This window comes from Saccharopolyspora sp. MMCC62 (assembly GCF_057736575.1).
Window position 1 is genome coordinate 275,882 of record NZ_JBYKCM010000010.1, and the last position, 18,543, is coordinate 294,424.

At 72.5% G+C, this 18,543-nt stretch carries 23 protein-coding genes; 11 read left to right on the forward strand and 12 right to left on the reverse strand.

Features of this window, described 5'->3' with window-relative positions:
- Positions 1-8: 8 nt before the first annotated feature.
- Complete coding sequence (gene glp, locus AC29IT_RS23390; RefSeq protein ID WP_358440764.1) at positions 9-1,232, reverse strand: molybdotransferase-like divisome protein Glp; 1,224 nt, start codon at positions 1,230-1,232, stop codon at positions 9-11.
- A gap of 41 nt (positions 1,233-1,273) precedes the next feature.
- Complete coding sequence (locus AC29IT_RS23395; protein WP_358440762.1) at positions 1,274-2,182, reverse strand: UTP--glucose-1-phosphate uridylyltransferase; 909 nt, start codon at positions 2,180-2,182, stop codon at positions 1,274-1,276.
- A 37-nt stretch (positions 2,183-2,219) separates the two neighbouring features.
- On the opposite strand from AC29IT_RS23395, the gene AC29IT_RS23400 reads away from it, so the two are divergent.
- The 4 genes from AC29IT_RS23400 (at position 2,220) to mscL (ending at position 5,016) form a co-directional block, all read left to right on the forward strand.
- Entirely contained in the window at positions 2,220-2,837 is a 618-nt protein-coding gene (locus AC29IT_RS23400) for a 5-formyltetrahydrofolate cyclo-ligase (protein WP_358440760.1), read from the forward strand.
- A gap of 99 nt (positions 2,838-2,936) precedes the next feature.
- Positions 2,937-3,269 (forward strand): FmdB family zinc ribbon protein, encoded by a 333-nt coding sequence (locus AC29IT_RS23405; protein WP_358440757.1) that lies wholly within the window; start codon positions 2,937-2,939, stop codon positions 3,267-3,269.
- 544 nt (positions 3,270-3,813) lie between these two features.
- Positions 3,814-4,434: a Flp pilus assembly protein CpaB gene (gene cpaB / locus AC29IT_RS23410; RefSeq protein ID WP_358440754.1), complete on the forward strand. Its 621-nt coding sequence runs from the start codon at positions 3,814-3,816 to the stop codon at positions 4,432-4,434.
- 90 nt (positions 4,435-4,524) lie between these two features.
- Positions 4,525-5,016: a large conductance mechanosensitive channel protein MscL gene (mscL, locus tag AC29IT_RS23415; protein WP_358440751.1), complete on the forward strand. Its 492-nt coding sequence runs from the start codon at positions 4,525-4,527 to the stop codon at positions 5,014-5,016.
- 24 nt (positions 5,017-5,040) lie between these two features.
- Here the strand turns inward: mscL and AC29IT_RS23420 are convergent, their stop codons facing one another.
- Complete coding sequence (locus tag AC29IT_RS23420) at positions 5,041-5,211, reverse strand: hypothetical protein (protein WP_224960228.1); 171 nt, start codon at positions 5,209-5,211, stop codon at positions 5,041-5,043.
- Positions 5,212-5,421: 210 nt separating this feature from the next.
- Between AC29IT_RS23420 and AC29IT_RS23425 the strand changes: the two genes are divergently transcribed.
- Entirely contained in the window at positions 5,422-5,790 is a 369-nt protein-coding gene (locus AC29IT_RS23425; RefSeq protein ID WP_488220107.1) for an antitoxin, read from the forward strand.
- A 109-nt stretch (positions 5,791-5,899) separates the two neighbouring features.
- Here the strand turns inward: AC29IT_RS23425 and AC29IT_RS23430 are convergent, their stop codons facing one another.
- The 9 genes from AC29IT_RS23430 to mrf form a co-directional block, all read right to left on the reverse strand.
- Complete coding sequence (locus tag AC29IT_RS23430) at positions 5,900-6,400, reverse strand: MogA/MoaB family molybdenum cofactor biosynthesis protein (protein ID WP_184476585.1); 501 nt, start codon at positions 6,398-6,400, stop codon at positions 5,900-5,902.
- Between the two features lie 200 nt (positions 6,401-6,600).
- The gene (locus AC29IT_RS23435; RefSeq protein WP_488220108.1) at positions 6,601-8,055 is read right to left on the reverse strand and encodes a S1C family serine protease; all 1,455 of its coding nucleotides are present in this window, start codon (positions 8,053-8,055) and stop codon (positions 6,601-6,603) included.
- Positions 8,056-8,205: 150 nt separating this feature from the next.
- Complete coding sequence (gene galT, locus AC29IT_RS23440) at positions 8,206-9,282, reverse strand: galactose-1-phosphate uridylyltransferase (RefSeq protein WP_358440743.1); 1,077 nt, start codon at positions 9,280-9,282, stop codon at positions 8,206-8,208.
- On the reverse strand, positions 9,279-10,124 hold the full coding sequence (locus AC29IT_RS23445) for a DeoR/GlpR family DNA-binding transcription regulator (RefSeq protein ID WP_358440740.1): 846 nt from the start codon (positions 10,122-10,124) through the stop codon (positions 9,279-9,281). Before AC29IT_RS23445 ends, galT begins: the two co-directional genes overlap by 4 nt.
- Before the next feature lie 574 nt (positions 10,125-10,698).
- Positions 10,699-12,114, reverse strand: a complete 1,416-nt coding sequence (locus AC29IT_RS23450; protein ID WP_358440737.1) for a sensor histidine kinase — start codon at positions 12,112-12,114, stop codon at positions 10,699-10,701.
- Positions 12,111-12,806 carry a response regulator transcription factor gene (locus AC29IT_RS23455; RefSeq protein ID WP_358440735.1) on the reverse strand — a complete coding sequence of 232 codons (696 nt, stop codon included), beginning with the start codon at positions 12,804-12,806 and terminating at the stop codon, positions 12,111-12,113. Before AC29IT_RS23455 ends, AC29IT_RS23450 begins: the two co-directional genes overlap by 4 nt.
- Positions 12,807-13,077: 271 nt before the next feature.
- On the reverse strand, positions 13,078-13,230 hold the full coding sequence (gene rpmF / locus AC29IT_RS23460; RefSeq protein ID WP_224967884.1) for a 50S ribosomal protein L32: 153 nt from the start codon (positions 13,228-13,230) through the stop codon (positions 13,078-13,080).
- Between the two features lie 36 nt (positions 13,231-13,266).
- Positions 13,267-13,518, reverse strand: a complete 252-nt coding sequence (locus tag AC29IT_RS23465) for a type B 50S ribosomal protein L31 (RefSeq protein WP_358440732.1) — start codon at positions 13,516-13,518, stop codon at positions 13,267-13,269.
- 62 nt (positions 13,519-13,580) lie between these two features.
- On the reverse strand, positions 13,581-14,843 hold the full coding sequence (gene mrf / locus AC29IT_RS23470) for a ribosome hibernation factor-recruiting GTPase MRF (protein WP_488220109.1): 1,263 nt from the start codon (positions 14,841-14,843) through the stop codon (positions 13,581-13,583).
- Positions 14,844-14,929: 86 nt separating this feature from the next.
- Between mrf and rpmB the strand changes: the two genes are divergently transcribed.
- From rpmB to AC29IT_RS23500, 6 genes are all read left to right on the forward strand, one after another.
- Entirely contained in the window at positions 14,930-15,166 is a 237-nt protein-coding gene (rpmB, locus tag AC29IT_RS23475) for a 50S ribosomal protein L28 (protein WP_224963108.1), read from the forward strand.
- The gene (rpmG, locus tag AC29IT_RS23480) at positions 15,166-15,330 is read left to right on the forward strand and encodes a 50S ribosomal protein L33 (protein ID WP_488220110.1); all 165 of its coding nucleotides are present in this window, start codon (positions 15,166-15,168) and stop codon (positions 15,328-15,330) included. The genes rpmB and rpmG overlap by 1 nt, the downstream gene beginning before the upstream one ends.
- An 11-nt stretch (positions 15,331-15,341) precedes the next feature.
- Positions 15,342-15,647 carry a 30S ribosomal protein S14 gene (gene rpsN, locus AC29IT_RS23485; protein ID WP_224963104.1) on the forward strand — a complete coding sequence of 102 codons (306 nt, stop codon included), beginning with the start codon at positions 15,342-15,344 and terminating at the stop codon, positions 15,645-15,647.
- The gene (gene rpsR, locus AC29IT_RS23490; RefSeq protein WP_488220122.1) at positions 15,647-15,889 is read left to right on the forward strand and encodes a 30S ribosomal protein S18; all 243 of its coding nucleotides are present in this window, start codon (positions 15,647-15,649) and stop codon (positions 15,887-15,889) included. Before rpsN ends, rpsR begins: the two co-directional genes overlap by 1 nt.
- Positions 15,890-16,157: 268 nt before the next feature.
- Positions 16,158-16,823, forward strand: coding sequence for a 5,6-dimethylbenzimidazole synthase (gene bluB, locus AC29IT_RS23495; RefSeq protein ID WP_488220111.1), 666 nt, complete (start codon positions 16,158-16,160; stop codon positions 16,821-16,823).
- Positions 16,824-16,894: 71 nt separating this feature from the next.
- Positions 16,895-18,385 carry a GGDEF domain-containing protein gene (locus AC29IT_RS23500; protein WP_488220112.1) on the forward strand — a complete coding sequence of 497 codons (1,491 nt, stop codon included), beginning with the start codon at positions 16,895-16,897 and terminating at the stop codon, positions 18,383-18,385.
- Positions 18,386-18,543: the final 158 nt, after the last annotated feature.

The window sequence follows — 18,543 nt, forward strand, 5'->3', positions numbered from 1 at the left end:
CGAGCGGGTCACGCGCGCTGGGACAGGAACCGGACCTGCACGTCCTCGCCGGTACCGACCTCGGTGACGTCCTCGTCGACCAGGATCAAGCAGTTGGCCTCGGCCAGCGACGCCAGCAGGTGCGAGCCGGAGGTGCCCAGCGGCTGCACCAGGTAGGAATCGGTCTCCGGATCGCGCAGCAGCTGCCCGCGCAGGAAACCGCGGCGGCCCGCGGTCGAGGTCACCGGGGAGAGCAGGTTCGCCGTCACGGTGCGGCGGTGCGGGTTGCCGCGGCCCAGCGCGGCGCGGATCAGCGGCCGCACCAGCACCTCGAAGACCACCAGCGCGCTCACCGCGTTGCCCGGCAGCAGGAAGGTCGGCACCTCGTCCGGTCCGAGCCTGCCGAAGCCCTGCATGGACCCCGGGTGCATCGCGACCCGCGTCGAGTCGAGCTCCCCCAGGTCGCCCAGCGCCGACCGGACCTCGTTGCCCAGCGCACCGCCGACCCCGCCGGAGATCACCACGATCTCGGAGAGCAGCAACCGGCCCTCCACGACCTCGCGCAGCCGCTTCGGTTCGGTGCTGACGATGCCCACGCGGGTGACCTCCGCGCCCGCGTCGCGGGCGGCCGCGGCCAGCGCGTAGGAGTTCACGTCGTAGACCTGGCCCTGTCCCGGGGACCGGTCCACGTCGACGAGCTCGTCGCCCAGCGACAGCACCGAGACCCGCGGCCGCGGGTGCACCAGCACCTTGTCCCTGCCGACCGCCGCGAGCAGCCCCACCTGCGCGGACCCGATCGCGGAGCCCCGGCGGACCGCGAGGTCACCGGTCTGCACGTCCTCGCCCGCGCGCCGCACGAACGCCGCCGACGGCACGCCCTGGCGGACGGTGACCTTCGCCGGGTGCTCGTCGGTCTGTTCCAGCGGCACCACCGCGTCGGCCAGCGTCGGCAGCGGAGCGCCCGCGGTGACCCGCACCGCCTGGCCGGGCTGCAGCCTGCGGGGCTGCCGGGAGCCGGAGGTGATCTCGCCGACCACCGGCAGCACCGGCGCCTCGTCCCCGTCGACGTGCACGTCGACGCTGCGCACCGCGTAGCCGTCCACCGCGGCCTGGTCGAATCCGGGAAGCGCCTGACCGGCCACGATCTCCTCGGCGCACAGCAGGCCCTGCGCTTCGGAGATCGCCACCCGCACCGGCGCGGGCCGCACCGCGGCGGTGAGGACACGCGCGAGCTGTTCGTCCACTGACCTCATGGCACTCGACCTCTTCCAGGTGGAGCCGAGGCCGCCCGCCATCAGCTCCTGTTCAGTCGTTCACCGAGCCAGTCCCGCAGACCAGGCCCGTACTCGGGGTCGTCCAGGGCGAAGTCCACCGCAGCTTTGAGGAAACCGCCAGGATTTCCCAAGTCGTGTCGCTTGCCGCGGTGCACCACCACGTGCACCGGGTGACCCTCCGAGATCAGCAACGCTACGGCATCGGTGAGTTGCAGCTCACCTCCGGCACCGGGTTCGATCCGCTTGAGGGCGTCGAAGACCGCCCGGTCGAGGAGGTAGCGGCCGGCGGCGGCGAAGCTGGACGGGGCGTCCTCCGGCGCGGGCTTCTCCACCATGCCCCGCACCTGCTTGACGTCGTCCTCGTCGGTGTCGGCGACGTCGAAGACCCCGTACGAGGAGACCTCGTCGTCGGGCACGTCGAAGGCGCAGAGCACGCTGCCGCCGTGGCGCGCGCGGGTCTCGGCCATCTTGGCGAGGACCCCGCCGGGCAGCACGAGGTCGTCCGGCAGCAGCACGGCGACGGCGTCGTCGGCGTCGGTCAGGTTCGGCTCCGCGCAGCTCACCGCGTGCCCGAGGCCGAGGGCCTCCTCCTGCAGCGCGGTCTCGGCGGCGATCAGCTCGGGTGCCTTGCGCACCTTCGCGAGCAGCTCGTCCTTGCCGCGCTCCCGGAGGGTGTTCTCCAGCTCGGGCGCGGGCTGGAAGTAGTCGGTGACGGCCTTCTTGTCCGGGGAGGTCACGATCACGAGGCGTTCGGCGCCCGCTTCGGCGGCCTCGGTCGCCACCAGTTGGATCCCCGGGGTGTCCACGACGGGCAGCAGTTCCTTGGGCACGGCCTTGGTGGTCGGCAGGAACCGGGTCCCCAAGCCCGCGGCGGGCACGATGGCGGTGCGGAACGCAGCGTTCGCGGGGGTGCTGGCAGCGCTGTTCATGGGTCCGGAGCCTATCGGGCGCGCCTATGGTGGAACTGTGACCTCGCTGGGAGAACTACGGGAATCCAAGTCGCGGTGGCGGCGCGTCCTCGAGGAACGCAGAAGGACCATCGACGAGACCACTCGATCGGCGGAGACGGCATCGCTTCGTTCGGCGGTGCTGGACTGGGCCGGGCAGCGCAACCCCCGGGTGGTGGCGGCGTACGTGCCGGTGCGCGGCGAGCCGGGGTCGACGGAGCTGCTGGACGCGCTGCGGGCGGCGGGACATCGGGTGCTGCTGCCGGTCGTGGTCGGCGCGGCACCGCTGGACTGGGCCGAGTACGCGGGATCGGAGTCCCTGGACCGGGCCCGGTACGGGTTGCTGGAACCGAACGGCCCGCGGCTGGGCGCGGCGGGGCTCGGGGCGGCCGATGCGGTGCTGGTGCCCGCGCTGGCGGTGGACGAGCGCGGGGTCCGGCTGGGCCGCGGGGCCGGCCACTACGACCGCTCGCTGCCGCTGGCGGATCCGGCGGCGCAGCTGATCGGGGTGGTGCGGGACGCCGAGTTCGTGGCGGAGCTGCCCGGTGAGGAACACGACATCCGCATGCACGCGGTGATCACTCCTGGTCGAGGCCTCGTCGCGGTCGGTGGCGGGGGTCGCGGGCACGCGGTGTGACCTAAGCGTGTTTGCGCTGGGCACCCCGGATGGCGCATCATCGTGTTGGCACTCTGTCCATTCGAGTGCCAATACGATGAAGTCCGGAGGTTGACGGCTGTGCCCACCTACCAGTACGCCTGCACCGAATGCGACCACCGCTTCGAGACGGTGCAGTCCTTCAGCGAGGACTCGCTGACCGAGTGCCCGCAGTGCACCGGTCGGCTGCGGAAGCTGTTCAACGCGGTGGGCATCGTGTTCAAGGGCAGCGGCTTCTACCGCACCGACAACCGGTCGAACTCCGGATCGTCCTCTTCTTCGACGTCGTCGTCCGGGGAGTCGAAGTCCGGTTCGTCGAGCTCCTCCTCGGACTCGTCGTCCTCGTCTTCTTCCTCGTCGAGCTCGTCGTCTTCGTCGTCGAGCTCGTCGTCGACGACCGCGGCGGCTTCCTGATCCGCTCCGCACCCGAGATCGCCGATCGCTGCCGCGGTCGGCGATTTTTTCTGCGCAGGCAAGGGCTTTCACCCATCGGTGACCGAGTTGTCCACAGGCCGCCTAGCCATCCACAGATTTGGGAATCGACCCTGTTCGCGGGCCCCGCGCTCTCCTAACGTCGAGATCAGGAGATCGACGGCGAGGAGGGGCGATGAGCGGCGGGCGCGGGAATTCCGGGGGCACGGGACTGCGGGGCGGCACGGGGTTGCGGGCTGGCAGGGGTCTTCGGGACGGCAGTGGGCTTCGGGACGGCGGGCTTCGGGACGGTACGAGCCTTCGAGGTGGTCGGCGGCCGGGGAACGACCGGAACCTGCGGCGCGGCGGGAACGCGCCGGACGCCGGGCGACCGTCGAGCGGCGCGGGGGACATCGGACGGCCGCCGGTCGGTGCGGGCATCGCCGGCGCCCCCGGGCCGCGCGGCGGAGCCGAGCACGCGCGCGGCGCCGGCCCACGGCGGAACCGCGGCCCGGACCACGACCTGCGCCCGACCTTGCGGGAGCGGATGGCCGCGCTGCTGCCGCGAGCTCCGGTACCGCGCGGCGCAGGGCTGCTGCTCGCCCGCCGCGTCGCGGCCGTCGCGCTGTTCGCGCTGGCCGGCGTGCTCGCGCTGCTGCCCGCCCCCGGACGGCAGGTGCGGGTGGTGGTCGCGGCGCACGACCTCTCCCCCGGCAGGCCGCTGGACTCCGCGGACCTGCGGCACCGCGCGGTGCCCGCCGATCTGGTGCCGTCCGGGGCGCTGCGCGATCCGGCCGCCGCGGTGGGCCGGACGCTCGGCGGCGCGGTGCGGGACGGCGAGCCGCTCACCGACGTCCGGCTGGCCACCGCGGCCGACCGACCACCCGTCGCCGGAGCCGAGCCGGGTCAGGTCGCGGTACCGGTGCGCCTCGCCGATCCCGGGGTCGCCGACCTGCTGCGCCCGGGACTCCGAGTGGACCTGGTCACACCCCAGGAACGATCCGGTCCCGGATCGGTCCTCGCCGAGCAGGTGCCGGTGCTGGCGGTCCGCCCCACCGGAAGCGGGGCGGACCAGGGACGACTCCTGGTCGTGGGTGTTCCGGAGCAGCGCGCTGCAACGGTGGCAGGAGCATCACTGATCCATTCGGTGACCGTTACGCTCCGCTGAGCAGCCGCCGGGACGAGCTCCCGCGGCTCCGCTCCCGTCCGGGATCGACCCGGGCACGCCGAGTTCACCAGTTCAACGAAGGAGTGTGCCGTGCTCAAGGGCTTCAAGGACTTCTTGATGCGAGGCAACGTGATCGACCTCGCGGTCGCGGTCGTCGTCGGCAGCGCGTTCACCGCGCTGGTCACCGCGGTCACGACCAGCGTCATCAAGCCCGTGATCGCCGCAGCGGGCGGAGCGAACGTCCGCGGTCTGTCGTTCCAGATCATCGACGGCAACGAGGCCTCGGTCATCGACTTCGCCGTGGTGATCAACTCGGTCATCACGTTCCTGATCACCGCCGCGGTGGTCTACTTCCTGTTCGTGATGCCGATGCAGAAGATCCAGGAGCGCCGGAAGAAGGGCAAGGAAGAAGGCCCGGCCGACCCGACCGACGTGGAGCTGCTGCAGGAGATCCGCGACCTGCTGCGCCGCGACCAGGGCCTGCCCGCGGTCAAGGGCCTCGCTTCCGACGACGAGACGACCGTGGGCGCGAACGCCTCGGTCTCGGCGCAGAGCGGCAACGGCGGCGCCAGCAAGAACTGACCCGCGAGCGGTTCCGGGCTCCCGTCAGCCGCCGTGGTGCGGCGGGCGGTTCTCCCGGTACCAGCGCTCGGTCTCCCGCTGATCACCTTCCCGGCGGTCCGGCCCCTCGGAACGCTCGTCCGAGGTGGTCTGCGGGAGCACCTCGCCGAAGATCTCGGCGAGGCGGCGCCTGCGCTGCCGTTCGGTCTCCGTCATGCCTCCATCGTCCCCCATCCCGGGGATGCGCGGACTCCGGATGCCGTGGGCCGCTTCCTCCACCAAGATCGTGGTGCGACCATGACCGAGCACCCGGGGACTTCCCGGTGACGGCCGGGACCAGCCGGTGCCCACCGGTTTCGCGGCCGTGACCGGCACGGCCACCCGCTCCCGGCCACCCGCAGCGGCACGGCCACCTGGAGGCAACGGATGAGTTTCCTGGACAAGGCGAAGGACCTGGCCAACCAGGCCAAGGACAAGGCGGGCGAGCTCGCCGAGAAGGCGGGACCGAACGCCACCAAGGGTCTGGACGCCGCCAAGACGAAGCTGGACAAGGCGACCGGCGGCAAGTACCACGACCAGATCGAGAACGTGAGCAGCAAGGTGGAGGGCGTGCTCAACAAGCAGCAGTCCACCGGCGACTCCGGCTCGACCGGCGGCGGCTCCACCAGCTCGGGCTCGACCGGCCCCGGCTCCACCGGCCCGGGTTCGACCGGCCAGACCGGCCAGCCCGGCGAGACGCCGCACAAGCCCGACGGCGACGGCCCGGCGCAGCCCGGCGGAACCTCGTCTTCCTGAGCCGGCGGCGCTGGAGGACGACGTTGCGGCCGCCCCGGCGACGGCCGCAGCGCGAACGAGACGGTGGCGGCACCCCGCGGGGTGCCGCCACCGTCGTTCCGCTACCGGGTCAGGCCTGTTCGAGGCCCGACAGCTGTTCGATCACGTGCGTCACCAACGGCGACAGCGTGGCCATCCCGTCCCGCACCGCGGCCCGGGACCCGGCCAGGTTGACCACCAGCGTGCTGCCGGAGACCCCGGCGAGCCCGCGGGACACCCCGGCGTCGACCGCTCCCGCGGCCAGACCCGACGCCCGCAACGCCTCGGCGATGCCGGGCACCGGCATGTCCAGCACCCCGGACGTGGCATCCGGCGTGACGTCCCGGGGCGACACCCCGGTGCCGCCGACCGTGATCACCACGTCGACCCCGCCGATCACCGCCGTGTTCAGCGCGTTGCGGATGTCCACCGTCTCCCCGGCCACCGCGACGGTCCCGTCCACGATGAAACCGGCTTCCTCCAGCAGTTCGGTCACCAGCGGACCGATGCTGTCCTCCTGCTCGCCCTGCGCGGCCCGGTCGTCGACCACGACCACCAGGGCGCGTCCCAGCCGCTGCGCGCTGCGTTCCATGCCGTTCACCGTAGTGGCAAGGAGTTCCGGAGGGAGATCCAGTGACTCACCGGGCTCGACGAGCCGGGCGCGGTGCTGCTGGTTCCGGTGCGGGATGACGTGGCCGTTCCGTTCGGACATCTGTCGCGTTCTCCTTGTCACCGCGGCCCGGGCCGGGCCGTGCGGGGATGGCCGCGGGTGCGGCCGGGTCGTGGGGACCTCTACTGACCGGCGAGCACGACGTCCACCGTGCGCTCGGCACCGTTCGCGCCGCTCACGGTCACCTGGACCTTCTGCCCGGGCTGGTGCGAGCGAACGGAGGCGACGAGGGCGTCCGCGTCCTCGATGAAGCGCCCGTCGAACTTGGTGATCAGCTCGTCGTTCTGGATGCCGGCCTGCTGCGCGGGACCGTTCGGCACCACTTGGCGCACCACGGCACCGCCCTGCGGCGCGCTCTGGATGCTCACGCCGAGCGTGGTCTGGGTGGCCGAGCCGGTGTCCTTCAGCTCCTTCGCCGTCCGCTGCGCCTGGTCGATCGGGATGGCGAAGCCGAGGCCGACCGAGCCGCCCTGCTCCTGCTCCCCGGACCCCGGGCTGTAGATCGCCGAGTTGATGCCGACGACGCGGCCGTCCATGTCGACCAGCGGGCCGCCCGAGTTGCCGGGGTTGATCGCCGCGTCGGTCTGCAGCGCGTTGAGCACGCTGTCCTGGGCGCCGCTCTGCCCGCCCGCGCGCACCGGGCGGTCCTTGGCGCTGATGATGCCGCTGGTGACGGTGCCGGAGAGCCCGAACGGCGAACCGATCGCCACCACCGGGGCGCCGACCGGCAGGTCGTCGGAGCGGCCGAGCTCGGCGGGGGTCAGACCGGTGATGTCGGCCTTCACCACGGCGAGGTCGGACTTCGGGTCGGATCCGACGACCCGCACCGAGGCGGTCCGGTTGTCGTGGAACATCGCCGTGAGCCTGCCCTGCCCGGCGCCTTCGGCGACGTGGGCGTTGGTGAGGATGTAGCCGTCCTGGCTCAGCACGATCCCGGAGCCCTCGCCGGACCCCTGCGCGGTCTGCATCTGCAGCTGCACCACGCTGGGCAGCACCTTCTCGGCGACGCCCTGGACCGAGCCCTTCGGCGCGACGCTGGCGCTGCGCGCGGGCTGCTGCTGGTCGAGGCTCGTGCTCTGCGATTCGGCGCCGGAGGAACCGAGGCGGTAGCCCACGAAGCCACCGACACCGCCGCCGACGAGGCCGATCGCGAGCGCCCCGACGAGGGCAGTGGCGACGAGCCCGTTGCGCTTGGCGGGGCGGTGCTCCTGCACGGGGACCGCGCCCATCGGCTGCTGGTACCAGCCCTGCTGCTGGTGCGGCGCGCCCATCTGCGGGTACTGGCCGCCGGGAGCGCCGCCCATGCCGGGCTGCTCGTAGGCGCCGTACGGCGCGGGCTGCTGCCGGGTGGCCGCGGGATCGGTGGCCTGGTCGGGCCGGGGCGCGTGCGCCTCGTTCGCGGGGTGCGGCTGCTGCTGGGCACCGAACTGCTGCTGGGTGCCGGACTGCTGCTCGAACGCCCCGGCAGGCGGGGTGTCGCCGGTCTCCTGCGGAAGGTGGGCGGTTCCGCTGCTGTCTGCCTGCTGTCGCGGGTCTTCGGACGGGTCGCCCGAGCCTCGCTGGGGCTGGTCGCTCATGTTCCCCACTTTGGGGCATTCAGCTGAGAACCGCCTGAGACCCGCCTGTGGAGTACCGAACGAAACCGCGCCAGTGCCGAACGTCACAGCCCACGAACGGGAGATCGGAGAACGGGCCTCCGATCACCCGCCGTAGCCACCGGCGATCGGTCAGAGCGCCTTGAGCCGGTCGGCGATCTGCTCCGGCGTCACGTCGTTCACCCACACCGCCATGCCCGACTCGGACCCGGCGAGGTACTTGAGCTTGTCCGCGGAGCGCAGCACGGAGAACAGCTCCAGGTGCAGCCAGGACAGGTCGCGCCCGGTGCGCACCGGGGCCTGGTGCCAGGCGGCGATGTAGGGCAGCGGCCGGTCGTAGAGCCCGTCGAGCCGTCGCAGCACCTCCAGGTAGGTGGTGGCGAAGTCGTCGCGCTCCGCGTCGGTCAGCGCGACGAGGTCGGGCACCTGGCGGTGCGGCACCACGTGCACCTCGACGGGCCAGCGGGCGGCGGCGGGCACGTACGCGGTCCAGTGCTCGGAGTCGACGACGACGCGGCGCCCGGAAGCGCGTTCGGCGGCGAGCACGTCGCCGAGGACGGGCCTGCCGTGCTCGGCGAGGTAGTCCTCGGCGGTGCGCAGCATCCGCTCGGTCTTGGGCGTGACGAACGGGTAGCCGTAGATCTGGCCGTGCGGGTGGTGCAGCGTCACGCCGATCTCCTCGCCCCGGTTCTCGAAGCAGAAGACCTGCTCGACGCCGGGGGTGGCGGAGAGTGCGGCGGTGCGGTCGGCCCAGGCCTCGACGACGGTGCGGACCTGCGCGGGGCTGAGCTGTCCGAAGGACGTGCCGTGGTCGGAGGTGAAGCACACGACTTCGCAGCGCCCGCGCGCCGGCGCGGTCGGCACCATCGGCAGTCCGTCCACGGTGGACGGATCGGGTTCGGCGGCCGCGAAGGACGGGAACTGGTTCTCGAAGACGGCGACTTCGTAGTCGGCCTCGGGGATCTCGGTGGGCCGCCCGGGCGTGCTCGGGCACAGCGGGCACTGGTCGGCCGGCGGCTTGTAGGTGCGGGTCTGGCGGTGCGCGGCCATCGCGACCCATTCGCCGGTCAGCGGGTCGCGCCGCATCTCGGAGACGGGGGGCCGCGGCGGCAGGTCGCGGGTGTCCACGGCCGTGCGCTGCCGCGCCGGGTCGGTGTCGAAGTAGTGGATCTGCCTGCCGTCGGCCAGTTCCCGGACGGTGCGCTTCACCGCGCGGCCTCCTGATCGCTGCCGGCCCGGTCGGGGCCGGACTTGTCGGGTTCGGAATCGGCGGTGAGCACCGCTTCGGCGATCACCAGTTCGTGCACTTGCTCGGCGAGCAGCTGCCGGGCGTCGTCGGGCAGCCCGTCGTCGGTGATGAGCACGTCGACCTCGGCGAAGTCGACGATGGTGGAGATGCCGACGGTGGACCACTTGGCGTGGTCGGCGACGACGACGAGCCTGCTGGCGGCTTCGGCGAGCGCCCGGTTGGTCTCGCTCTCGTTGAGGTTGGGGGTGGTGAACCCGGCGCGGGGCGCCATGCCGTGCACGCCGAGGAAGACGAGGTCCAGGTGCAGGGACCGCAGCGACTGCACGGCGACGGGGCCGACGAGCGCGTCGGAGGGGGTGCGGACGCCACCGGTGAGCACGACGGTGCGGTCGGTGCGCCCGCGCTGCTGCAGCACATCGGCGACGCGGACCGAGTTGGTGACGACGGTGAGGTCGGGGATGTCGTCGAGGTGCCGGGCCATGGTCCAAGTGGTGGTGCCCGCGGACAGGCCGATGGCGGTGCCGGGCCGGACGAGCGCGGCGGCCTCCCGCGCGATGGCCTCCTTCTCCGCGAGCTGGCGGACCGACTTGGCTTCGAAGCCGGGTTCGTCGGTGCTGCGGCCGAGGGTGGAGGTGGCGCCGCCGTAGACCTTCTCGACGAGCCCTTGGCGGGCGAGCGCGTCGAGGTCGCGGCGGATGGTCATGTCGGAGACGCCGAGGCGCAGCACGAGCTCGCTGACCTGCACGGCTCCGGTGCGCCGCACCTCGTCGAGGATCACTTCCTGGCGTTGGCGTGCGAGCACTCCACCCGTCCCATCCAGCCCGGCCCGGAGCGCTGATCCCCGGGCGGGCACTGCGTCGGTGCGCGTCCTGTTCATGAGGATGCTGCTGAACTTGACGCGTCAAGTCAACATGAACCAACACTACCCGTGATGACGCACGCGAAAAATCCGGGTATCGATCGAAAGTGACCACCAAAGGTGTTCGATGCTGTTGGATTTTCGGACACGTGTGCACCGGATGAGCACGTCCGGGAGGTACGAGGGTCACACGGCGGCACCACCCGCCGCGGAACGGGGGACGGCGCGTCCGCCCGATCCGCGCAGCACCGCCACCGACCGGACCAACGGCCACGCGCGTTCGGCCGACCCGCGGACCCGGCTCGACCGCGGACCCGGCCCGCCCGCGGATCACGCCGATGTGCGGCTCAGGCCGACGTGCGGATCCGGTCCACTCGCGGACCTCGCCCGCCCGCGAAACCGGCCCACCCGTGGGGCCGGCTCACCCGCGGATCAGATCCGCCGGTGGACCCGGCCCGCCCGCGGATCAGCCCACGCGCAGAACACGCCCACCCGCGGAGCAGGCCGACGTCCCCGGTCAGCCCACGTGCCCCGGCAGGATCATCCGCAGCAGCGCGCCGCCCTCCGGCGCGGCACCCGCCCACACGCGGCCGCCGTGCCGTTCCGCGACCTGCTTGACGATGGACAACCCGAGCCCGGAGCCGGGCAGGGTGCGCGCCAGCGACGACCGGTAGAACCGCTCGAACACGTGCGGCCGGTCCGCCTCCGCGATGCCCGGCCCGCCGTCGGCGACCTCCAGCACCACCGATCCGGCGCCGTCGTCGTAGAGCTGGACCCGCACGGTGTCCCCGTCGCGGCTCCACTTGGCCGCGTTGTCCAAGAGGTTCAGCACGGCCCGCTCCAGCGCGGTCGCGTCGCCCATCATCGACCAGGGCTGCAGCCGCACGTCGAACTCGACGGGGCCCGCGCGCCTGCGGGCCCGGTTCAGCGCGCGCTCCACCACGTCGACGAGCTCGACGGGTTCGTGCACGGCCTGCGGCGCGTCCTCCCTGGCCAGTTCCACCAGGTCCCCGACGAGCGCGGAGAGCTCGGTGATCTGCCCGCGCACGTCCTCGAACATCTCCTCGCGGTCCTGGTCGGACAGCGCGGGCGCGCCCGGCTGGGCGGCGGCCATCAGCAGTTCCAGGTTGGTGCGCAACGAGGTCAGCGGGGTGCGCAGCTCGTGGCCCGCGTCGGCGACGAGCCGCCGCTGCCGCTCCTGCGATTCGGCGAGCGCCCCGAGCATCCCGTTGAACGAGGTGGTGAGCCGGGCCAGCTCGTCGTCCCCGGACACCGGGATCGGCCGCAGATCACCGGTGAGCGCGACGCGTTCGGTGGCGGCGTTGAGCCGCTGCACCGGCCGCAGCCCGGCGCTGGCCACGGCGGTGCCCGCGGCGGCGGCGAGCAGGATGCCCGCGCCGCCGATCACGACGAGCACCAGGCTCAGCTGCGCGAGCGTCGCCTTCGTCGGGGCCAGCGATTGCGCCATGACGAGCGCGCCGTTGTCGACGGGCACGGCGACGACGCGGCTGTTGCTGGCCTCGTCGGTGCGGATGGAGCGGGGCAGCTTCCGCTGCGCCACGGCCAGTTCCAGCGGCCCGGACGGCGGCCGTTGGCTCGGCGCGAGCTCCTCCCCGTTCGGGTAGAGCACGCTGATCTCGAGGTTCGCCGCCGAGAAGAACGCGACCGGAACCCCTTGCAGCCGCGCGGGTTCCGCGATGAGCGGCCCGGCTTCGGCTTCGACGGCGCGTCGCAGCAGGCTGTCGTCGAGCTGCTCGTAGAGGCTGTCGCGCACGGTGAAGAACGCGCCGAGCGACACCAGGGCGACGGCACCCGCCACGGACAGCGCGGCGAGCAGCGTCACGCGGTTGCGCAGCGAGATCCGCTGCAACCGGCCGCGATCGCCCGGGCCGCCGAGGTCGGTGCCGGGCGGCGGTGGGGCGGGTGTCGTCACGGCGGGGTCTCCCGGAGCACGTAGCCGACGCCGCGCACGGTGTGGATCAAGCGGGATTCACCTTCGGTCTCGGTCTTGCGGCGCAGGTATCCGATGTAGACCTCGAGGGCGTTGCCTGAGGTCGGGAAGTCGTAGCCCCACACGTCCTCCAGCAGCCTGCTGCGGGTGAGGACCTGCTTCGGGTGCGCCATGAGCAGTTCGAGCAGCGCGAACTCGGTGCGGGTGAGGCTGATCGGCCGGTCGCCGCGGCGCACCTCGCGGGTCCCGGGGTCGAGCTGGAGGTCGGCGAAGCTCAGCGCGGGCGGCAGTTCGTCGCCCTCATCGGTGGCCGGGGAGGCGCGGCGCAGCAGCGCGCGCACCCGGGCGAGCAGTTCTTCCAGCGCGAACGGTTTCGGCAGGTAGTCGTCGGCGCCCGCGTCCAGCCCGGCGACCCGGTCGGACACGGCGTCCCGCGCGGTGAGCACCAGGATCGGCAGGTCGTCGCCGGTGCTGCGCAACCTGCGCGCCACCTCCAGGCCGTCCAGGCGGGGCATCATGACGTCGAGCACCATCGCGTCGGGCCGCTGGTCGGCCAGCTGGTCCAGGGCCTGTTGACCGTCCGCGGCGAGCTCCACCTGGTAGCCGTTGAACTGCAACGAGCGGCGCAGGGACTCGCGCACGGCTCGGTCGTCGTCGACGACGAGGATGCGCATGCGGACAGTGTTGCGCGAAGTTCTGAGACGAACCTGAGAACCCGCACCGGCGCGCCGGGACCACCCGCTCCGATGTGACCCACGCCGCGCACGCGGGAGGCGTCCGGGTGGGGACGAGGACCGGTCCCGCAGCGACGGCCCCGCCGCGCACGCGCGAGGGCTCCCCCGCCGAGGCGGCGCTGCCGCACTCCCGGCGAGGAAGCCCTCGGGGGGCGAGGAAGCCCTCGGGTCTCCGCCGGCCGGCCCGCCGCTCGGGGCGGGCCGGGTGCGGTCACTTCTGCTGGAAGTACGGGATCAGGTTGCGGGGCACCAGCTTCTTCTCCCCGTCGATGACCACCGGCACCAGTTCGGGCGCGGTCGCCTTCCACTGGGAGCGGCGGTGCCGGGTGTTGCTGCGGGACATCTTGCGCTTGGGAACGGCCATGCGGGTGCTTCCTCCTCGGTGCGGTGCTGCTGGGCTTCAGCGGCGGCGGTCGCCGTAGCGGCGGCGGAACTTCTCCACGCGGCCTTCGCTGTCGAGCACCCGCTGGTTGCCGGTCCAGAACGGGTGCGAGTCGGCGGTGATGTCGACGACGATCAGCGGGTAGCTCCGACCGTCCTCCCAGGTGACGGTGTCCTCGGAGGTGGCGGTGGAGCGGGTCAGGAACCGGGTGCCGGTGGAGCGGTCCTGGAACACGACGGGGCCGTACTCGGGGTGGATGTTCGGTTTCACGGATCTCCTCCTGTGCTGGTCGTTCCGGTCGCCCGCCGGGGTTACCCGGCGGGCGGGGGTGGTCATGCCCCGCGCTGGTCGCCTTCGCGGGAGGCGGGCGCCTGCTGGGGTTCGTCGTCGGCGCACGGGTCCTCGTGCCATTCGCCGAAGGGGTCGGGCAGTTCGCGCCACGCGGTCTCGCCGAGCGCGAGTTCCTCGTCGGTGAGCAGTGCTTCGTGCAGGGCGCCGCGGATGGCTCCCGGGTCCGCTTCGTGCGCGATGACGACGAGCTCCTGCATCCGGTCGCCGTAGTAGTCGTCCCAGTTCAGCGAGGCCTTCACCTGGCGCTCAGGGTCGACCTGCGCCCACTGCTCGGGGGTCTGGGTGACGAGCCACGGCCCGGCGTGCCCGACGCGCAGCCCGCCGCCTGCGGATTCGAGCCAGAGCGCGGTGTCCGGCTGGCTGGCGACCCAGGCGCGGCCGCGGGTGCGCACGACGCCGTCGAGCAGCACGTCGAGCGCGTCGTGCAACCGTTCCGGGTGGAACGGACGGCGCTGTTCGAACAGGACGACGGACACGCCCGCGTCCTCGTCGAGCGGCGGCTGGCCGCGCAGCAGCGGTCCGTGCGCGCCGTCGACCTCGCCGCGGCGGGCGCCCGCGGGGATGCGGGCGAGCAGCGCGGGCACGTCGAGGCCGGTGAGCGCGGCGCGCGGTGCGGCGGGGGTGAGCCGGTCCAGGACGGCCCCGGTGCGCACGGCCTGCCAGCGGTCGGCATCCCCGGCGAGGACGACGGCGTCGGCGAACTCGACCTGGCCGACGCCGACCTGGGCGACGGTGCGCTCGTCGTCGGGGCTGCCCGCGAGGCCGCGCTCGTAGAGGGGTTCGTCGCCGCTGACGTCGGCGAGCCAGCTGGGCAGGTCGACGGCGGTGAGGACGGCTTCGACCTCGACGTCCTCGGCGACGGGAGCGGTGTCGACGACGACGTGCTCGATGGCCCAGCAGATCGCCTCGGGTTCGAGGGAGGGGTCGAGGCGCACCACGATGCGCCGCACGTCGGGGGCGGCGGCGAGCCTGCGCAGCAGCGGCAGGAAGTCCTCGCGCAGCGTGCAGGAGACGCAGCCGTGGGCGAGTTCGAGCACGGTGAGCTGCTCGGAGTCGCCGTGGCGCAGGTACCTGCGGACCACGCCGGAGGTGACTTCGCGCAGGTCGTGGTGGACGACGGCGGTGCCGTGCGGGTCGGTCGCGCGGACGGCTCCGGCGGTGTCGGCGACGTGCTCGCCGTCCAGCCCGGCGACCACGACCAGCGGCACCCGGGCGGCTTCGGACGGTTCGGTTTCGGTGCCCACTCGCAGCCCCAATCAGGAACGGTTTTCATCTGCCGAACCGACACGCTACCCTTGTTGAAAACGACTGTCGTTATCAGGAGGCCCTCGTGTCCATCCGCTGCCAAGTGACCGGGCGAGAACCCGGCTACGGCAAGCAGGTGTCGCACTCGCACGTGCGCACCAGCCGCCGCTGGCTGCCCAACGTGCAGCAGCGCCGCTACTGGCTGCCCTCGGAGAACCGCTGGATCCGCCTGCGGGTGTCCACGAAGGGCATCAAGACCATCGACAAGCGCGGCATCGAAGCCGTCGTCGCTGACATCCGATCCCGCGGGGAGCGCATCTGATGGCGAGCAACGACATCCGTCCCGTGATCAAGATGCGGTCCACCGCTGGCACCGGTTTCACCTACGTCACCAGGAAGAACCGCCGCAACAACCCCGACCGGCTGCGGCTGCGCAAGTACGACCCGGTGGCCCGCAAGCACGTCGAGTTCCGCGAAGAGCGCTGAGGAGGGCCCCGGTGGCCAAGAAGTCCAAGATCGCCCGCAACGAGCAGCGCAAGGTGCTCGTCGCCCGGCACGCCGAACGCCGCGCCGAGCTCAAGCGGATCATCTCCGCCCCCGGCAGCTCCCCCGAGGAGCGCGCCGACGCCGTCGCCGAGCTGTCCCGGCAGCCCCGCGACGCCAGCGCCACCCGCGTGCGCAACCGCGACACCGTCGACGGCAGGCCGCGCGGCTACTTCCGCAAGTTCGGGCTCTCCCGCGTGCGCCTGCGCCAGCTCGCGCACAACGGCGAACTGCCCGGCGTGACCAAGTCGAGTTGGTGATCCCCGTGCCCGTCGAACGCAAGCCGCCCCGCCGCAAGCAGAACCTGCTGCGCAAAGAACGCGTCGTCACCGTGGACTGGAAGGACACCGCGCTGCTGCGCAAGTTCCTCTCCGACCGCGGCAAGATCCGCTCCCGCCGCGTGACCGGGTTGACCGTGCAGGAGCAGCGCGAAGTCGCCAACGCGATCAAGAACGCGCGCGAGATGGCCCTGCTCCCCTACCCCACCCCCGCCAAACGCTGAACTTCTTTATGGTTCCACTCGGCTTGCTCTGGTGGCCGGGTGGCGGAACCTCAGCTGCTTCCTCGCTGCGGGATCGATTTCACCGGTGGCTCCGCCACAGGAGAAATCGCTGTCCTCGCGAGGAAGCAGCTGAGAACCCGCGGGTGGTCCTGCTGCGTGCGTGGTTTCTGCTCAGCGGCTTCGCCGCTGAGAGGATCGAGGGCGGATGGCGGGCCGGTGTGCGCTTCGCCATCACGTTCGGGTGGGTGGGCACGGCAGGATTGCGGCAATGACCGCTCGATCCACCGACCCGATGCCCGCCGCCGACCTCTACGACGTGCTGCGGCGGCGGCGCGACGTCCGCAACGAGTTCACCGGCGGCGCGATCCCGGACGAGGTGCTGCGCCGCGTGCTGACCGCCGCGCACAGCGCGCCCAGCGTGGGCTTGAGCCAGCCGTGGGACTTCGTACTGGTCCGCGACGAGGACACCCGCCGCGCCTTCCGCGAGCACGTGCGCGCCGAACGCGACGTGTTCGCCGCCGAGCTCAGCGGCGAACGGGCCGCGACCTTCGCCAAGATCAAGGTGGAGGGCATCGTCGAATCCGGCCTCGGCATCGCCGTCACCTACGACCCCGACCGCGGCTCCCCCGCCGTGCTGGGCAGGCACGCCATCGCCGACGCGGGCCTGTACTCGGTGTGCCTGGCCATCCAGAACCTGTGGCTGGCCGCCACCGCCGAAGGGCTCGGCGTCGGCTGGGTCAGCTTCTACCGGGAGGAGTTCCTGCGCGGGCTGCTGGAGATCCCCGACGGCGTCCGGCCCGTCGCCTGGCTCTGCGTGGGACCCGTGCACGCCCTCGCCGAAACCCCTGACCTGGAACGACACGGCTGGCGACGGCGCTCGCCGCTGGAGGACGTCGTGCACCACGACAAGTACCGGGGCGGCCGATCCCGGTAGCCTGAGACCGAACGCTGGGAACGGGGCACGAGGACGATCTCGGAGACGCCGTGCGACAGGACGATTCGCTGATGTCGGGGCACATCCCCGCGCAAGATCGTCACGTGCGGGCCCTGCTCGACTCCGGTCATTTCCACGAAGCGGACATCGCGTTCGACGAGCTCGTCTCGACCGGGCTGAACCTGGTCGGCGAGCAGTGGAACCGGGCGACGGTGCTGGTGCACCGCGCGTGGCTGTCCTGGCGGCTGCACCGCATCCCGCAAGCCCTGGAACTGGCCGCCGAGGGCTGGACCGACCTGGACGCGGACCAGCCGATCGGCGCGTCCGCGGCCCAGACCATCAGCATCCTCGGCAACCTGCTGGAGACCATCGGTCACCGGGCGTCCGCGCTGGAGCTGATGACGTTGAGCGTGCAGGTGGCGCGCAAGGCGGACGACCCCGAGACGCTGGCGCACTGCCTGGTGCGCCAGGCCAGCGCGTTGATCTTCCGCTCGGTGGCGCGGGAGGTCTCCGCCGCTGATCGGCTGTTCAGCACCGCCCGCGACCTGTTCGACGAGGCGCTGCTGCTCATCGGCGAGGGCCAGCTGCGCCGGGTGTCGCTGGCCGGCGGGGCACGGGCCCTAGCCGGGCTCGGACGGCTGCCGGAGGCGGAGCGGCTCGCGCAGCGCGCCCTGGAGCTCAGCAAGGACGCCGAGGACGGGTTCTGCACGGCGGTGGCGAACTGGGTGCTGGCGATCGTGCGGCGCGACCAGGGCGACCTGCACTCGGCGCGCACCTTCGCCAGCCGCGCGCTGGACAGCGCCGAGAGCATCGGCGACACCATGCAGATGATGCGGTACTCGCTGGACCTGGCCTCGGTGTGCGTGCAGCTCGGCGACGCCGTGGGCGAGGCGGCGGCACTGCGCCGCACCGTCCGGGCCGGCGGCGCCGCCGTGGAGACCCTGCAGGAAGGCCTGGGCCAGGCGCTCGAACAACGACGGGTCGCCGTGCAGGCGCAGCGGCTCGCGACGGCCGCGCAGGAAGCGGCGGTGCGCGACCCGCTGACCGGCCTGGTGAACCGCCTCGGCCTGCAACGCCAAGCACCCGGACTGCTGGCGGAGACGGCGGCGCAAGGCCGCATCCCGTGGCTCGTGCTGCTCGACGTGGACTGGTTCAAGGACGTCAACGACTTCGCGGGGCACGCCGCGGGCGACGCGACATTGCAGGAGGTGGCGCACCTGCTGCGCCGCGAATGCCGCGCCGACGACCTGATCTGCCGGTGGGCCGGGGACGAGTTCGTGGTGCTCGTGGTCGACGACGCGGAGGACTCGCGGCACGCCGGACCCGTCGTCGCGGAACGGATCCGGGCCGCCGTCGACCGGCACGACTGGCGCCTGGTCCTCGGCTGCACCCGCCGCGTACCCACCGTCAGCATCGGCGTCGCGGGCGGGCCCGCGAAGCTGGACCACCTGTTCGCGGCGGCCGACATCGCGCTGTACCGGGCGAAACGGGCCGGGCGGAACCGGGTGGAGACCGACCACGGCGACCCGGAGCAGGACCGGCCGGAGATCCGGGGCGGCTAGGATCGGCGCCCATGCCCGCACCGCCACCGCACCACCCCGGCGCGGACCTGCCGGTCCATGCGGGACAATCCGCCCCGGAAGCCCGGAAGCCCGGAAGCCCGGAAGCCCGGAAGCCCGGAAGCCCGGAAGCCCGGAAGCCCGGAAGCCCGGAAGCCCGG

What these genes read in the sequence shown, in the direction of transcription:
- glp (WP_358440764.1), bottom strand. Translation starts at nt 1,232, where the DNA reads ATGAGGTCAGTGGACGAACAGCTCGCGCGTGTCCTCACCGCCGCGGTG.
- AC29IT_RS23395 (WP_358440762.1), bottom strand. Translation starts at nt 2,182, where the DNA reads ATGAACAGCGCTGCCAGCACCCCCGCGAACGCTGCGTTCCGCACCGCC.
- cpaB (WP_358440754.1), top strand. Translation starts at nt 3,814, where the DNA reads ATGGCCGCGCTGCTGCCGCGAGCTCCGGTACCGCGCGGCGCAGGGCTG.
- AC29IT_RS23420 (WP_224960228.1), bottom strand. Translation starts at nt 5,211, where the DNA reads ATGACGGAGACCGAACGGCAGCGCAGGCGCCGCCTCGCCGAGATCTTC.
- AC29IT_RS23425 (WP_488220107.1), top strand. Translation starts at nt 5,422, where the DNA reads ATGAGTTTCCTGGACAAGGCGAAGGACCTGGCCAACCAGGCCAAGGAC.
- AC29IT_RS23430 (WP_184476585.1), bottom strand. Translation starts at nt 6,400, where the DNA reads ATGGAACGCAGCGCGCAGCGGCTGGGACGCGCCCTGGTGGTCGTGGTC.
- AC29IT_RS23435 (WP_488220108.1), bottom strand. Translation starts at nt 8,055, where the DNA reads ATGAGCGACCAGCCCCAGCGAGGCTCGGGCGACCCGTCCGAAGACCCG.
- AC29IT_RS23455 (WP_358440735.1), bottom strand. Translation starts at nt 12,806, where the DNA reads ATGCGCATCCTCGTCGTCGACGACGACCGAGCCGTGCGCGAGTCCCTG.
- rpmF (WP_224967884.1), bottom strand. Translation starts at nt 13,230, where the DNA reads ATGGCCGTTCCCAAGCGCAAGATGTCCCGCAGCAACACCCGGCACCGC.
- rpmG (WP_488220110.1), top strand. Translation starts at nt 15,166, where the DNA reads ATGGCGAGCAACGACATCCGTCCCGTGATCAAGATGCGGTCCACCGCT.
- bluB (WP_488220111.1), top strand. Translation starts at nt 16,158, where the DNA reads ATGACCGCTCGATCCACCGACCCGATGCCCGCCGCCGACCTCTACGAC.
- AC29IT_RS23500 (WP_488220112.1), top strand. Translation starts at nt 16,895, where the DNA reads ATGTCGGGGCACATCCCCGCGCAAGATCGTCACGTGCGGGCCCTGCTC.